A 15,975-nucleotide genomic window follows, 5' to 3' on the forward strand; every position below is an offset into this window, starting at 1 on the left:
TATAAAATGGATGAAATCAGTGAAGAGGAAGCGGCATCCGTTTGATATAGCAATTATTTAATATTCGTTATACTAGTGTTCCAGTTACCGGATTCTTACGAATAATCCCATCTTCTACTGCCAGTTCAAAACTGGGATTCAATAAGCCATAAAGACCTTTGATCGTACTGTGTGCCAGTCCTTCATCTGGCAATGCTGAAAAGAATGTCCTTACATGAGATGTCTTAAAATCCAAAACACGAATATTTCCCAAAGTATTTCGTATCCGGTAGTCCCACATACGGATATAATTCTTTTTCGTTCTTTCCTTTTCAAACCAGCCCTGCCTTGTGGCAGAAGCTCCGACTCGTAACAACTAAATTGACACAATCAGCTTAATCTGCGAATCAGTTTCAGGATTCTGTCTGCACAAAGACGGATTTCCTTTTCTGTAAGTTTTCCTTCTTTATACGCATCACGAATGTTTTTATCATCATCCGGATTCCCCGGCATAATAATATCATTTCCTGCTGCCACACAAACCCACGGAATGCTTCCATCCTCCGGTACTGTTGTATTCCAGTCAGACATTATAACTCCGTCAAATCCCCACTCTTCACGTGCAATCCTTGTACAAAGGTCCTTGCTGTTTGCTGCATGCACACCATTGATCAGATTATAGGAAGACATGATCGCAGTTGGTGCACCCTCTTTCACGGCAATTTCAAAACCTCTGAGATAAATTTCTCTCAATGTTCTTTCTGATACGTGTGCATCAACCCCCATTCTGTTATCTTCCTGATTATTGCATGCAAAATGCTTGATTGTAACACCACATCCCCGTCTGCTCTGAACTCCTCTGGTCACCGCTGCTGCCAGTGTGCCTGCAAGAAATGGATCTTCTGAATAATATTCAAAGTTTCTTCCACACAGCGGATTTCTGTGAATATTCAATCCCGGTGCAAGCCAGAGATTAATATGAAATTCTTCCATCTCTGCCGCAACCTTCCGTCCAAACTGTTCCATTAGTTTTTTGTTCCAGGACTGTGCAAGTGCTGTTCCTACCGGAAATGCAGTACAATACTGATAGTAACGTTCTGCGCCCTCATGGTCTTTTTTTCCAACAAGATAACCATTTTCAAGTGAACCAAGCACATCTGTTCCATAAACTGTATCTTTCTCACGGTCTACTTCATAAGTTTGCTGCAGGCGGATTCCGGCCGGTCCGTCTGCCATGATCAAAGATGGGATTCCGTATTGATCAAACAGTGCTTCACTCGTCTCTCCTGCTGTTCCCGGCACTTTAATTCCAGATGCTCCAAGTGTACTTCTGATTTCAGACATATTTCCATACAGAAGTGGGATCAAATCTTCTACAGGAATCTCCGTTTCTTCTGAAAATCTGCATACTTTCTTTTCTTCTGCCTCTGGTTCAAATGATACGTTCGGAAGTTCCTCAAGTAGTGCTGTCCATTCTTCTGCGCGTCTGCATAATTCTTCTGCACAGTCTTTGATTTCAACGACTTCACTATGATCTTCCAGTTTCTTTGTTTTCTCCATCATTACATCAGCAGATACCTTTACCCCCGCTGAAAGTTTTGCCTCTGACAAGCTGTTTCCAATCCATATTCCATAAGCACCTGCCTGGATTCTCCACTCCTGCTGCTCTTCCAAAAAGCTTGCGAACGCCTTTGCAGGAAGAACAATATTCAGCATCTCTTTCTCTCCCGGTTTCAGTTCTTCTGTCTTTTCATATCCGACCAGACGACGGAATTCTTTTCTGCTTCCATCCTGAGGAAGAGAAGCATAAATCTGCACAACTTCTTTTCCGCTGTATGTTGTTCCTGTGTTTTCTACCTCAACAGTTACTGTCACACCTTTCGAAGCAGTATTTATACCGCAAAGTCGAATGTCAAATTCTGTATAAGACAGACCATAACCAAATGAAAATAATGGTTCAATTCCAAAGCTGTCAAAATAGCGGTATCCAACATAGATTCCTTCCGCATATTCTTCCGTCTCAAGATTTCCGTTCAAATAGCCGAATTCCTCTGCTGCCGGACAATCATCGTAGCGTTTTGTCCATGTTGTCGTCAGCTTTCCACTCGGTGTAAATTCTCCAAACAATATATCAGCAACTGCATTTCCACCTTCCTGTCCAAGCTGGGAAATATTCAGGATCGCACATATATTTTCTGTTCCAGCCAGCAGGTCTGTAAGTTCTACCGGTCCACCTGCATTAATGATCAATACAGTTGGGATTTTCTGCTCATTCAGGAAATACAGATCTTTTTCTTCCTGGTCACTCAGATAATAATCCCCTTTTCTTTTTCTTCTGTCCTTTCCTTCGCCGGAAATACGGCTTACAACATAAATCGCTGCTTCTGCAGCCTTGATATCTTCATTTGTCACCGCACGGCCATCCGGCATGGCAAATGGATTGGCAGCATAGGCATCAAACGGATTGTCTACATGTTTTGCAGCTTCTAAGATCTGCTCCTTCCACTCTGTTCTCGCCTGCTCATAACGGTTGTGATAATCTTTCAGCCACTCCTCGCTTACAATATCAGCGTTTTTTTCTTTCATTCCGGCATATATAGATACACTTTCTCTGTTATTTACATCTCCGGAACCAGTACCACCTTTGATCGTCTTCTCTGCCCCAATTCCCAAAAGTGCAATCTTTGTATCTTTTTTTAATGGAAGAAGTCCTTCATTTTTCAACAGGACAATTCCTTCTTCTGCTGCCTCACGCGCAAACACTGCATGATCTATTTCACGCTGGCAAACTTCTGTACTTCTTGTTCCACTATGTTTCAAATTTGTTTCCATTTACACATCTCCTTAAATAAACCAACTGTAAGAAAAAAGCTGCCCACTAAATGACAGCCTTCCTCCAACAACTTAATTCTTATTATTCTTTTACTCCACCAAGAGTAACTCCTGCAATAATATATTTAGACAACAGCAGGTATATAATAATGATCGGCACGATTGCTACTGTGATCATCATATAGATTTTACCCATATCAAAGTTCATATAGTCTGCTCCACGAAGTGTTGCGATCAGGATCGGGACTGTCATCTTATTCTTTGACTGAATGATCAAAGCCGGAACGAAGTAATTGTTCCAGGAACCAACGAAAGTAAAGATTGCCTGAACTGCAATTGCCGGCTTCATGATTGGAAGAACAATGCGGTTAAATGTCTTAAATTCTCCAGATCCATCTATTCTTGCCGCTTCTACAAGAGAAATCGGAAGGGAAGACTGCAGATAACTGTACATAAAATAAAATACAGCCGGTGATGCAATTGATGGAATGATCAATGGAAGCAGAGAATCATACATTCCCATGTTCGTAACCAATTTCAGGAATCCCATTGCTGTAACCTGTGTAGGCATAACAAGGATTGCCATAATAAATGTAAATGCTACTTTTTTCCCTTTAAAATCATAAGCATAAAGTCCATATGCTGTCAGAGCTGAAAAATAGGTACATAATGCTGCTGAACACCCTGATACGATCAAACTGTTCAAAATACCACGGAACATCGGGAAGCTTCCGTCATTCGCTACATTTTTTAGATTTGTAAAGAAATATTTTCCCGGCAGTGCTGAGAATCCCTTCTGCAGATCTGCATGAGAACGTGTTGCATTTATAATCAACACATAGAAGAAAAACAGACACATAAAAGATAACAGAATCAATACGGTATGTGCCAGTATGCTACGTCCACAACTTGACTTTGTTTTTGATTTCATTATCTCTTTCTCCTTTCTGCTTTTGCTCTTTTCTTAGCTGCTTTCTTAGAACCATCCGGATCGTTATCATTTGTCATACGATATACAAAGAAACAGAGGATTGCACTTACGACAAACAGATATACAGAAAGTGCACCGGCCATTCCATAGTTTTTGCTCTTCAAATGACTGTTCAGGAACATGATCAGAGTCATGGATGTTCTGTTCGGGTTACCCTGTCCATTTGTCAGGATCTGAGGAACATCGAACATCTGAAGTCCGCCAATAATGGATGTGATCAATGTATATGCCAGAATTGGACGGATCAAAGGCAGTGTAACATAGAAGAATCTCTGGATACTGTTACATCCATCCAGGTCAGATGCCTCGAAGACGTCCTGACTGATTCCCATGATTGCTGCCATCAACATAATAGTTGTATTTCCAAACCACATCAGGAAGTTCATAAATCCGATCAACGATCTTGTTCCAAATACAGATCCAAGGAAATCGATCGGTTTTTTCAGGATTCCGATTGACATCAGAATTGAGTTAATCGGTCCATTTGTTGAGAACATTGTAAAGAATAACAATGCAAATGCAGATGCCATAATCAGGTTTGGAAGATAAATGACAACTTTGAAAAACTGCTGCCCTCTAATCTTTAATCGGACATCAGTGAACCACGCTGCAAGTACCAGCGCGATCACAATCTGAGGTATAAATCCGATCATCCACAGAATTAAAGTATTCGCTCCATATTTCAGCATATCTGAATGAAGAAGACTCACATAGTTTGCCATTCCTATAAAATTCGGTCCAACCTCTTTAATTCCTGATCGGTAATATTCAAAGAAACTATACCTTACTGTATCGATCAACGGTATCAATGAGAAAATAATGTATGTTACGAAAAAAGGAAGAATAAATATATATCCCCATTTTCCATAATCAATACTTTTTTTCTTTTTCTTCATAATGGTTCTTCCTTTCCACAATATCTTCTAACAGAACAGAGGCTCTGCTGTCACAGAGCTCCCTGCGTTAGTATCTGTTCATTCCAGACATTATTCTGGCCAAACAACCTCTGTAATGTCAGGATAACGTTCTTTAATTGCTGTTTCAAAGTTTGATTTTGCTTTCTCAAAGTCAACTTTGTCCTGGAAGTAATCGCTGAATGAGTTCTGGAGCAACTCCACACATCCCTGATCGTAAGCGGAAAGTGGTGCGATCTTGATGTTTTCAGCAACTGGTGCAAAATACTGGAATGGGTTCTGTCCGCCAAGGAATTCTGAACCATATGTAGCATCATCGTTTGCTGCTTCCTGCATACCGGATTTTGTATTTGTAAAGTCTGAGTAATCCTGGGAGATCTTTAACAGATTATCTTTTTTTGCTGTCATAGCAAGGATAATGTCTTTTGCATGTTCCAGATTATCTGTACCTGTTGCAACATGGATGTAAGATCCTCCCCAGTTGTATTCCTGCGGTGGGTTTGTTACTGCCCATACGCCGTCTTCTCCATCCCAGTTCGGTTTCAGTGTGAAATCAATACCCCATGCCGGGAAGAGGAATGCAAATACTTTGGACTGACTTCCCATTGCTTTGTTCCAGTCATCATTCCACTGACCTTTTACTGTCGGGTTTAAGTAACCTGCATCCAGCCATTCTTTTGAATCATTAATCCACTGCATGATCATTGGATCAACTGTAACCTTTGTGTCTCCATCTTTTACCCATGAATCAGAAATGTTGTTTCCATAGAGACGGAATGTATCAGCATAAGAAGCAAATGCATAATATCCTTTCTGCTTCAGTTCTTCTGCTGTCTGTTTCATAGTAGCCCAGTCTTTTACTTTTTCACCTACAGCAGTCGGATCGTCTGTTCCGAATACCTCTTTTGCAATATCACGACGGTAAACCATTGTTCCCGGACAGCACTGCCATGTAGATCCTCTCTGAACTCCGTCTGCATCAGATGCTGTTGTTCTTGTGAAGTCGTACTGATCTGCAAGATCTTTATCCGGATCAATTCCAAGATCCTTCAGTGGCATTGCAGCGTCTGCTTCAGCATCTGTATATTTGTATACATAGTCTGTCTCTGACAGGAAGATATCTACTTTATCATCTGTATCAGCATCTGCCTGTTTCATAAGTGCCTCATCAAGTTTCTGCTGATAAACACCATCCTGATTTGGATTGACGATCCAGTGGATCTCTGTTCCATCTTTCAATGTTGTAACAGTTCCATCTTTGGATGTTGACTCAACTTCAGGATATACAGCTTCCAGTCTCTCACGGAACTCATCATTCCAAGAATAAATGTTAATTACCTTTCCTTCTTCTGTACTGGCCTCTCCGCCATTTCCCCCTTTGCTTCCACATCCGGCAAGTAATCCAACAGCAACTACTGTTGCCATAAGAATCGCAACAACTCTCTTTTTCATTTATAAGTCCTCCTTTATCTAAGCACTCTGCTATGCTTTTCTTGTTGTTGAACTAAATATACCATCTTTTTTTCTCCGATTATATTATTTATCTTAACAAAATATCAAATTCGTGTCATAATATAAAAAAGGAGGTTTTTTATGGCTTTATCTAATGAATGGTACAATACAGAACTCGAAAACAGCGAATTAGAAACGCTTCACAGATTACCAACTGTAGAATGTTCTTTCTATAATGCTGTACGCTCCGGCGACATGGAAGCAGTTATTAAAAACTGTTCCGAAGATGAATTTATTCGCCTGGAAGGAACAGGTGTTCTGTCCCGTAATGCGCTTACTAATATAAAATACCACTTTGTTGTCACTGCTGCAATGTTGACCCGTTATTGTATCGACGGTGGGCTCGAACCAGAGCAGGCTTACAGGCTCAGCGACTTCTATATTCTGAAGATGGATCCCTGCACAACGATCCGTCAGGTTGCAGATCTTCACCATGAGATGGCAAAGGATTTTACAGGTAAGATGATTCTTCAGAAAAAGAGTTCCATTTTATCAAAACCCGTTATGCAATGTGTTGATTATATTTACAGTCACATCAAAGAAAGAATCACGATTCAGGTTCTTGCTGACCACACCGAACTTTCCACGAATTATCTTTCACGCATTTTCAAGCAGAATCTGGGAGTCTCTGTCAGCGATTATATCCGTGAGCAGAAGATAGAAAAAGCAACTCATCTGCTGCGATACTCAGATAAATCAATTGTAGATATCGCAAATTATCTTGCTTTTTCTTCACAGAGTCACTTCATCCAGACATTCGAGAGCTTTACCGGGCTCACCCCAAAGAAGTACCGGGACAAATACTATAAAAGCATGTGGTAACATCAGATTTCTTCTCAGAAGAATTTTCAGATTTTCCCACAAAAAATACTGTCAGAAAGCAATTCTCTTTCTGACAGTATTTTTATCTTTTTTTAATCTGTCGATTATACTAATTCAATTTCAATCTTATGTGTCTCTTTCACTGAAAGCATCTGAATCTCTCTCTTTGAAAGTATTGTACACCTTTCAGCTGTTATTTCTAATGCTTTTCCATCGCAAGCTGCTTTCCGGATCTTCAACTGATTAAATTCTTTCTTTTCTTTATTATAGAATATAATCTCAAAGTTCCTTCCGGCAAATATCATCTTAAGTACTGCTTTTCCATCCTGATTATACTGTTCCGGCATAAGTGCAGGTGCGATCTTCAAGTCACCGCAATCTCCTTTCACACCAAACACTTCTGTGATCATGGTAAGCATATACCAGCTTGCAGCGCCTGTCAGATATGCATAGAGGCCTCTTCCCTGATTATCAAAATATTCCGGAAGTCCAGGATACATCTTACTGTTATCAAATTCCATTGCTGCATCTAAAAGTGCCTGAAGTACTTTATTTCCTTCTTTTGCAAATCCTCTCTGGTACAATGCATTTGAGTACATAACAGCCATGTGTGAGAACACTGCTCCATTCTCTTTCTCGCCATAAGCAAATCCAAACATTCTTCCAAGATCAAATTTTTCCTCATGGAAGTTTGTGTTCAAACGGTATCCGCCGGCTTTCTGATCATAAAGATACTTGTCTGCACTCCTGCAGATAGATTCCACCTGATCTTCTGTTGCCGTTCCACTCATAATGGCAAATACTTGTCCGGTCAGCATCATTCTCACGCTTTCATCCATAACGCCTTCTACTTTTCTGCCATGGTTATCATAATAGCCATTGAACCAGCCATCTTCTCCATCCTTCACCCATTCGTTGGCACGGATGTTTTTCATCATCCAGTCTGCTTTTCCCTCAAGATTAGCAGCAAGTTGATCCAGTCTTACAACAATTGTGTCTCCACTGATATTATGTTCACATTTCTTTGCGTATCCTGCAAGGAGTGCCTGCTTACGTGCTGCATCTTCATACAGTTCCACGCTTCCTGCAAGAAGATCTTCCATCTCATGTGCAATTTCAATCTTGCTGCTTCCACTGATTTCTTCCAACTGACGGAGTGTTTTTGCAATATTTCTCAAATTTCCGGCATAAGCACAGGTAAATGCAACACTTTCACCCTTCTCCCATGCCATGTCCAGTGCATCATTCCAGTCGGCACCATGAAGACGCATTTCATTATGCTCTCCTACATCATAGAACGCACACAGATTCTGTAAAAGAATATGCTCCAAAACTGTTCCGAAATAAATGTGGTCTCTTTCTGTTTTCTGCTTCTGTCCATATTCGCTGTTCCAAAACTTATCATGTGCAGTACCTCTCATAGACTGCAAATCTTTAAAATACGGAACCTTTTCAAACAGAACCTCCATATCTCCTGTCTGATCCAGATACAGACGAGTCGTTACAAATGGCCAGAATGCATGATCCATCCAGACACGTGTAATATTGTTTCTGTCTGCAATAAACTCACCCTGCTTATTTCCGATGATTGTCGCATTTGTTCCATCAATTCTTACTCCGCCATAATTATCCACGATCATCTGACGGACGCTTGAGGGATTCATAATCAGAAGTGCAAGGCAATCCTGCCAGAGATCTCTCCAGCCTCTTCCTCCTTTTCCATAATCGTGATATGGAAGGAAGGAACATCCATAAATTCTTCTTAAAATTGGCTGGAAGCAAATCCACTTCAGATAATTGTCTGTAGCTTCATCACCGGTTTCAAACTCTACATTTACTTTTTCTGTCCAATACTTTTTCACTTTGGCAAGCTCGTTTTCCGCTTGCTCCTTCGTACCAAATAAAGTACAGATTTTTGAAATGGAAGCCTTTTCTCCCGTTGCTCCGGCAAGAACAACATACTCTATTGATTCATTTGCTTTTAATTTTCTGCGTTCAAACCTGAATGCCCCAACAGCCTCTTTCCCCTCCAGATGGCAGCCTGCGGTACATCCCGTTTTTTCTACACGTACTGCTTCCGGAATCAGGAAAGAACCTCCCTCTCCAATAAAGCTTTCAACAGTCGGATAAAACTCCTTCGGGGCATTTCCTTCTGCTGTAAAACCATATACAAAATAAGTCGTATCATTTTTCTGATGTCCACGCTCATCAAAGGATAATACCGGTGTAACTTCTACGCCACATTCTTTCGTGTCGATTCTGTGAAGAAGTGATGTAACATGTCTGTGGTCGCGGATATTATCTGCACTTCTTCCATAAACCGGAATGGCAACGATCGGTGTTACTTCCTGTTCTTCTTCCGAAAGATTTGTAATCTTGATCAGCTGGATCTCTGTTGTGCCATCAATAGAAACAAAGGATGTGATTTCTGACTGAAGATCATATTTTTTTGAAGTTCTTGTCAACTTCTGCCACATCATTCCTGCTTCCAGAGTGCTTTCATCCTGTCTGTCTGTATATTTATCAAACTCCTGCTCCGCTGAAACTCCACATGCTGACCAGTAGCCTTTTCCTTCTACCCGACACCAGAAATTTCTGGTGCCACGGTTATTGTGAAGGTTTTCAATGCTGACAGGTTCGAGAAGGAAATGATTCTGGTCCGTTTTACTATCTCCCCCCAAAGTTGGTGTAATACTGGATTTCAGACCTTCTTCTCCTGCCAGTGGTAAGTAAAGTCCACTATAATTTTCCGGATTTGTAATCGTAAATGTTCCGTTTTTATCTGTAAAATTGATTTTTCTCATGTCCAGTCCCTCGTCATTTAAGAAAGGAATAATTCTACCTCTGTTGTCTTTGTTAACTTCTCCTGTGGAATATAATTATCTTTCATTTGTTCTCCATTTACGAAAAGTTTTTCACATCCTGACTCTGCATGCCCCGGATTTTTCACAACGATATGTAAATGTGAACCTCTGAAATCTTTTTCGATTTCAAATTCCTCCCACTCTTTCGGTACTGACGGAGCAATCTTCAGTCCATAGAAGTCTGGCCGCATTCCGAGAATTCCTTCTACACATCCCACCATAACCGTAGATGCTGTTCCTGTCAGCCAGTGTACATGAGAACGGCCGAAGTTCGGGCTGTGTTTTCCTTCTGTAAACTGTCCATAGCAGTATGGTTCAAGTCTTCTGATCTCTGCACGATTATTCTGTGCAGCCGGTGCATTTTCAATAAAATAGTTAAATGCTCTCTCTCCGTGTCCACGAAGCGCCTCTGCAAGAATGATCCATCCCTGAGACTGTGAGAAAATTCCTGCATTTTCCTTTGTTCCGGCATTGTAGATCACAGCCAGTGCACCGTCAAATGCATGTGCATGATACGGAGGATCCATCAGGATTGCACCATATTCTGTATTCAGTTTGTCATATACATTCTGAAGTGCAAGATCTGCCTGCGCTTCATTTGCAAGCCCACTGATCACAGACCAGCTCTGTGGGTTCAGCCACATATTTGCCTCCGGATCTGTGCGCTGTCCGATCACTTCACCATCCTCTGTGAAGCCACGGATAAAGCGGTCTTCGTTCCAACAGAGATCCTGGATCAGTTTTTCCAGCTTCTTCTGACTTTCCTCCAGATAATTCAGATATTCTGTGTCTTTCTTATACTCAGCAAATTCCTTCAAAATTGTCATTGCATAGTAGAACTGTAATGCAACGAAGGTTGACTCTCCATCTTTTCCGAGTCTTAAGCAGTCATTCCAGTCAGCATAAAGGCCTGCCGGCATACCATGCTTTCCAAGATGATTCATGGAGAAATCTACTGCACGTTTCAAATGCTCGTACACGGTACCTTCTTCTTTATTTGCAAACGGAATCACTTCATCGATAAATTCCAGATTTCCCGTCTCGGAAATGTATTTGTATACTGTCGGGAACAGCCACAGCGCATCATCTGCACGATAAGCCGGGTGTCCTGTCTCCTGCACATAAGAAGCATCATCCGGTGTATCCTCATGTCCCGGATTGTGTGTGAATTTTACAAGTGGAAGCCCTCCACCATTATTTACTTGTGCAGAAAGCATGAAGCGGATCTTCTCTACTGCCATCTCCGGTGCCAGATGGATCACACCCTGGATATCCTGTACTGTGTCACGATAACCGTATCCATTTCTCAGTCCACAATATGTAAAGGATGCAGCACGTGACCAGATAAATGTCATAAAGCAGTTATATGCATTCCATGTATTGATCATTATATTAAATTCTTCGCTTGGTGTCTTCACCTGGAAATGGGACAGATGTCCATGCCAGTACTGGATTAATTCTTCCAGTTCATTTCTGCAGACTGTTTCACAATCCTCATAACGAGACATGATTTTTTCTGCATCAACATCTTCTTTCATACCAACAAGAAATGCTATTTCTTTTGTCTCTCCCGGATATAAAATCAGGATTGTAGCTAATGCTCCACATCCATTTTCATTATAATTTCCTTCACAATTTAAAATACCATCTTCCACTCCGACAGGATTGTTGTATCCATGATATCTTCCAAGGAAACCTTCCCTGCTTCCACACCAGGAATCAACCTTTGCACCTGCAAGTCCGAAGAAACGGTCAACAACGATCTTGTCATCCACATCTTTTCCATCTTCCAGCTGATCCAGATTGGCATGGATCAGCTGCCGCACACGGTTTCCACGGAACACTGTTCTTGTAATGAACTGAGAGTACTGAAGATTTACCTGATCCTGCTCGTAATTGCTGTTGTTTGTAAATTCTGCATAGCCTGTTACATTGATCTTGCGCATGCGATCCGAGGTATTTGTCACTGCAAGATTCCACACTTCATAAGACTGATCCAGCGGAACATAGTATCTTACTTCTGAATGGATCTCGCTATAATCAGCCATCATCTTTGTGTATGCTGTACCATGATGACATTCGCTCTTATAAGAATTCAGATCTTTTCCTACCGGCTGCCAGGAAGCTGACCAATAATCTTCGCTCTCCTGATCTCTTAAGTAGATATATCTTCCCGGCTGGTCAAACTGATTGAAGATATATCTTAAAATTCTTCCGTTCGCTCCTGATTTTGCAAAGCTATATCCACCTGCATTATTAGAAATAATTGCTCCATATTCTGGAGATCCAAGATAGTTCACCCAAGGTGCCGGTGTATCCGGTCTTGTGATCACATATTCTTTTTTCGATTCGTCAAAAAAACCATATTTCATACTTCACATTCTCCTATCACACTTATTATAAACAAATTGCAGCCATTCCTACTATCTGCAATTCTATCTTTACTGTGATAAAAGAATATCAAATCAGAACACATTAATATACAAAATAAGAACTTAAAATATCAAATTCGTGACATGACAAAAAGGAATTTACCATATCTGGTTTTCCTATTTTCTGATGTCCGGAGATAGAAATTTCCTATGACCTGATTGTCCAAAATTGGACTATCCACCCTTAGGCACTTCTATTCTCCACTTAATCATTTTCTTCTCCTAATGGAACTTCCCGGATAATATATTCGGTATCGCCATAAAAGCCATACTCATTACGCAATCTATGACGTTCCACATATCCATGATGCTCTAATTCCTTAATTGCAGAACGAACAGAATCAATCCCATCTCTGCTCAATGTTGCCAGTCCTTGCATATTGTAATTCCAGTCATCTGGCAAACTTAACATCAGCGATAATAGACCTTTCGCTTTCAATGTCAGATTCTTATTCTTGAAATGGTGATTATTCATTACCGTAAAATTCTTAGTTCTCTCTACACGAAAAATCTGTGCCATTCTATCTCACTTCCTTTCCAGACAGAAAAAGACGCAAGCCACATTTCTATGACTCACGCCTTTCTCTGCACTTCATTATTAAATTGAAAATTTCTATTCTTCTTTCCTTTGTTCTAACAATTCTCTCGCATTTGCAATAGCAAGGGATAGCTTCTGTTCTAAAAGTTCTTTTGGAGGCATTTTGGTCATATACTGTCCCACATGGATATTTCCATGATCCAATTGCATTAATTCTATGGTTTCCTGTGACTTTTCTGCACATAATATAAGTGCAACCGGACTTTCTTCACCTTCCACTCTTTCATTCTTTTCCAACCTTCGCAAATACGGTTCAACTTGTCCTTTATCCTGTGGTCCAAATTCTCCAAGCTTTAGTTCAACAAGAACCAACCTTCGCAAGCCTCTATGATAGAATAATAAATCTATATAGTAGTCCTTGCCATCCAGTACAAAATGTTTCTGTCTTGCTAAAAATGCAAAATCCGATCCCATTTCCAGAATAAATTTTTCTAATTCTGCAAGAATAGCATTTTCTAAATCTTTTTCACTATAAGTATCACGTAAACCGAGAAAATAAAGCATATATGGATCTCTGTAAAAAAGGTCCAGACTCATTTTTCCATCATCTCGTAATTCCGCAATTTCATTTTTAATCGTTTCTTCTGGTTTCTTCGATATTGCAGTGCGTTCATAAAGCATGGATTCTTTTCTTTCATGCAATGTTCGTACTGACCAGTTTTCCTGCATACACATTGCGGCATAAAAATCTCTTTTTAACTCATCTTGTATTGGCAGAATCTCTACAAAATGCAATCAGATCAATTGTTGCGACAGTGTCGCAACTTTTTCGAAGTCAGGAAATTCCTGATAAAACTTAATCATTCTTGAAATTGATGTTTTATCAAATCCCGAACCATACTCCTGTTCCAGACGTTTACTGACTTCTGCAACAACTTTTTTTACATTAGTTTTCTTTTCTCTGATCAACGCATTTATTTCATCATAAATGTTATCAATATTAATCTGCTATTAATATCTCTTTTTTCATTGTTGATTCCCTTCTATAACTTGAAATTCCAAAGTAGCATTTCAAAACCATACCAACTGCTTGCTGTTATATTACCCTATTTTTCTCATTATGCCTACTGCTATTTCATACTCACATATAATAATGAGGTCGCAATCCACGACCTCATCACCTTCAATTAAACATAAATCAATTCCTTAAGAACAATCTCTTCCGCAATCGCTCTGTGCTGATTGGCCTCTCTTACCCATGCCATCTGATCTTTTTCCTTATCTGGCAATGATTCTTTTTCTTCCAACAGCTTCAGGATCACTTCTTCCCGTTCTCTGGCTGACTTGTCCATTTCCAGAAGATATTCTCCATATTAATATCTTTTTCTCCGATATGTTCATACATATTTTTCCACATTCATAATAAAATCCCAGCCTATTGCCACATGGTTGTTATCCTCTTCCGTGATAAAATCACAGACTTTCCTCAATTTTCATACTATACTTATACTACTAAATTCAGGAGGTACCAGAATGGAACAAAAAATCAGAAAAAAGAAAAAGGCTCTTGTCAGCGCTCAGGAGTGCGTTGCCTGCGGCTGCTGTATTAAGGTGTGCCCCAGAAACGCAATAGAAATATGGAAAGGAATTATGGCAAAAATACATATGGAAAAATGTATCGGATGCGGAAAATGTGCCACAGAATGTCCTGGATCCGTAATTTTACTCCAGGAGGTACAGCCATGAAAAAACACTGGTATGACTATCTGTGGATTTTATCTCTTACATACCTGATCCTTGGATTTTTTAATATTCTTTTTGCGTGGCTTGGACTTCTGTGCTTTTTTATTCCCCTGATTATTTCCATAGTCAAAGGGACAAAAGGCTACTGCAACCGTTACTGCGGAAGAGGCCAGCTCTTCTCTTTGCTTGGAGGAAGATTTGGACTTTCCCGCAGAAAAGATATTCCAAAATGGATGAAAAACAAATGGTTTCGATATGGATTCCTGATTTTCTTTTTTATCATGTTCTTTCAGATGCTTTGGAATACCTTTCTGGTATTTTCCGGAACACGCAAACTTTCTCAGGTCGTAACTCTTCTATGGACTTTTAAACTTCCATGGAACTGGGCTTATCACGGTACGCTGTTCCATCCCGGCACTGCCCAATTTGCTTTCGGCTTTTACAGCGTTATGCTCACATCCACGATCCTTGGTTTTATTACAATGTTTCTCTATAAACCCCGGAGCTGGTGCGTATATTGTCCCATGGGTACTATGACACAGCTGATCTGCCGGGCCAAAAACAACAGTCGCACATGTTGAGTTTTATCTGCTTTTTACCCATCCGGTCTATTATTGGAGTTCTTTATCCAAGAACTCCAATGTTACAGCCTGTACCAGATCCATATTTTTAAATTTCTCCGGCGTAAAATAATCCTGTACTGTGCAGGTCTCCATTTCAGTTCCATTATCATATATCATTATCGCTACCGGAATTTCCTGATTCAATTCAATCTTCTGCGCTTCCTTCAGAAATCCCTTTGTACTGGATACATATTCCTGACCCGGCTCTGTATCCTTTACTGAAAAAGAAATCTGACCTGCAAAATTGATATGAAAATCCATGGAGCGATCTTCTCTTATTTCCATAGCAAACGTTCCATTAGCCTGCTCCCCGGACTCATTCATAGTATCTAAATAAAGCGCTCCATTTCCAATCTCTTCCCAGGAAAAATCTTTTTTTAACTGATAAACACTTGCTTTTACAGCGACAGCTTCTTCGGGAGTACAAAAAGAGAGGATCTGTGAATTGTCTGCCATACCAAAAGCTTCCAGAAGATGCTGCTCCTTCTCGGAAAGTACATAGGGAGTAATTATCTCTTTTTTATTCATCAACGAATCTTTTCCTGCACATGCACTGAAGCCTGCCAATAGCCCGAACACTACGATTCCCGCCAAAATTTTTTTCATCTGAATTTCCCTCCCTGTTATGAAGGTAGTGTCAAAAACTACCTGTTTTTATTGTTCTAAAATCCTTTAAAACCTTGAATTACAGGAGGTTTACAAATAAAAAGAGCATTGACCTCCCT

13 protein-coding genes and 2 pseudogenes are annotated in these 15,975 nt (G+C 40.2%); 3 read left to right on the forward strand and 12 right to left on the reverse strand.

What is annotated here, in order from left to right; genetic code table 11:
• Nucleotides 1-67: 67 nt before the first annotated feature.
• The 5 genes from NSA57_RS18070 to NSA57_RS18090 all read right to left on the reverse strand — a co-directional run bounded on the left by NSA57_RS18070 (nt 68) and on the right by NSA57_RS18090 (nt 6,168).
• The gene (locus NSA57_RS18070) at nt 68-355 is read right to left on the reverse strand and encodes a hypothetical protein (protein WP_257465682.1); all 288 of its coding nucleotides are present in this window, start codon (nt 353-355) and stop codon (nt 68-70) included.
• Between the two features lie 14 nt (nt 356-369).
• On the reverse strand, nt 370-2,811 hold the full coding sequence (locus NSA57_RS18075; protein ID WP_257465683.1) for a glycoside hydrolase family 3 protein: 2,442 nt from the start codon (nt 2,809-2,811) through the stop codon (nt 370-372).
• 82 nt (nt 2,812-2,893) lie between these two features.
• A complete protein-coding gene (locus NSA57_RS18080) occupies nt 2,894-3,742 on the reverse strand; it encodes a carbohydrate ABC transporter permease (protein WP_009245748.1) in 849 nt (282 codons plus the stop codon).
• On the reverse strand, nt 3,742-4,698 hold the full coding sequence (locus tag NSA57_RS18085; protein WP_257465684.1) for a carbohydrate ABC transporter permease: 957 nt from the start codon (nt 4,696-4,698) through the stop codon (nt 3,742-3,744). Before NSA57_RS18085 ends, NSA57_RS18080 begins: the two co-directional genes overlap by 1 nt.
• Before the next feature lie 90 nt (nt 4,699-4,788).
• A complete protein-coding gene (locus NSA57_RS18090) occupies nt 4,789-6,168 on the reverse strand; it encodes a carbohydrate ABC transporter substrate-binding protein (protein ID WP_257465685.1) in 1,380 nt (459 codons plus the stop codon).
• Nucleotides 6,169-6,309: 141 nt separating this feature from the next.
• On the opposite strand from NSA57_RS18090, the gene NSA57_RS18095 reads away from it, so the two are divergent.
• Nucleotides 6,310-7,050: an AraC family transcriptional regulator gene (locus NSA57_RS18095; protein ID WP_257465686.1), complete on the forward strand. Its 741-nt coding sequence runs from the start codon at nt 6,310-6,312 to the stop codon at nt 7,048-7,050.
• Nucleotides 7,051-7,154: 104 nt separating this feature from the next.
• On the opposite strand, the gene NSA57_RS18100 is transcribed toward NSA57_RS18095, so the two are convergent.
• The 6 genes and pseudogenes from NSA57_RS18100 to NSA57_RS18125 all read right to left on the reverse strand — a co-directional run.
• Nucleotides 7,155-9,854: a GH36-type glycosyl hydrolase domain-containing protein gene (locus tag NSA57_RS18100; protein WP_257465687.1), complete on the reverse strand. Its 2,700-nt coding sequence runs from the start codon at nt 9,852-9,854 to the stop codon at nt 7,155-7,157.
• 17 nt (nt 9,855-9,871) lie between these two features.
• On the reverse strand, nt 9,872-12,286 hold the full coding sequence (locus NSA57_RS18105) for a glycoside hydrolase family 94 protein (RefSeq protein WP_257465688.1): 2,415 nt from the start codon (nt 12,284-12,286) through the stop codon (nt 9,872-9,874).
• A 265-nt stretch (nt 12,287-12,551) separates the two neighbouring features.
• Entirely contained in the window at nt 12,552-12,866 is a 315-nt protein-coding gene (locus NSA57_RS18110; protein ID WP_257465689.1) for a helix-turn-helix domain-containing protein, read from the reverse strand.
• A 93-nt stretch (nt 12,867-12,959) separates the two neighbouring features.
• A complete protein-coding gene (locus NSA57_RS18115; protein ID WP_306814157.1) occupies nt 12,960-13,565 on the reverse strand; it encodes a PDDEXK nuclease domain-containing protein in 606 nt (201 codons plus the stop codon).
• A pseudogene (locus NSA57_RS18120) lies at nt 13,563-13,853 on the reverse strand (DUF1016 N-terminal domain-containing protein); the annotation flags it as partial. The pseudogene NSA57_RS18120 and the gene NSA57_RS18115, both read right to left, overlap by 3 nt.
• A 218-nt stretch (nt 13,854-14,071) precedes the next feature.
• Nucleotides 14,072-14,254, reverse strand: a pseudogene (locus NSA57_RS18125) (TnpV protein); the annotation flags it as partial.
• Between the two features lie 163 nt (nt 14,255-14,417).
• On the opposite strand from NSA57_RS18125, the gene NSA57_RS18130 reads away from it, so the two are divergent.
• Both NSA57_RS18130 and NSA57_RS18135 read left to right on the forward strand, forming a co-directional pair.
• Complete coding sequence (locus NSA57_RS18130; protein WP_257465690.1) at nt 14,418-14,630, forward strand: 4Fe-4S dicluster domain-containing protein; 213 nt, start codon at nt 14,418-14,420, stop codon at nt 14,628-14,630.
• Nucleotides 14,627-15,208, forward strand: coding sequence for a 4Fe-4S binding protein (locus tag NSA57_RS18135; RefSeq protein WP_257465691.1), 582 nt, complete (start codon nt 14,627-14,629; stop codon nt 15,206-15,208). Before NSA57_RS18130 ends, NSA57_RS18135 begins: the two co-directional genes overlap by 4 nt.
• Nucleotides 15,209-15,238: 30 nt before the next feature.
• Here NSA57_RS18135 and NSA57_RS18140 read toward each other — a convergent pair whose 3' ends face one another.
• Nucleotides 15,239-15,856 (reverse strand): hypothetical protein, encoded by a 618-nt coding sequence (locus tag NSA57_RS18140; RefSeq protein ID WP_257465692.1) that lies wholly within the window; start codon nt 15,854-15,856, stop codon nt 15,239-15,241.
• Nucleotides 15,857-15,975 lie beyond the last annotated feature (119 nt).

Origin of the sequence: Blautia caecimuris (assembly GCF_024622975.1) — a bacterium.
Taxonomy (GTDB): Bacteria; Bacillota; Clostridia; order Lachnospirales; family Lachnospiraceae; genus Blautia_A; species Blautia_A caecimuris.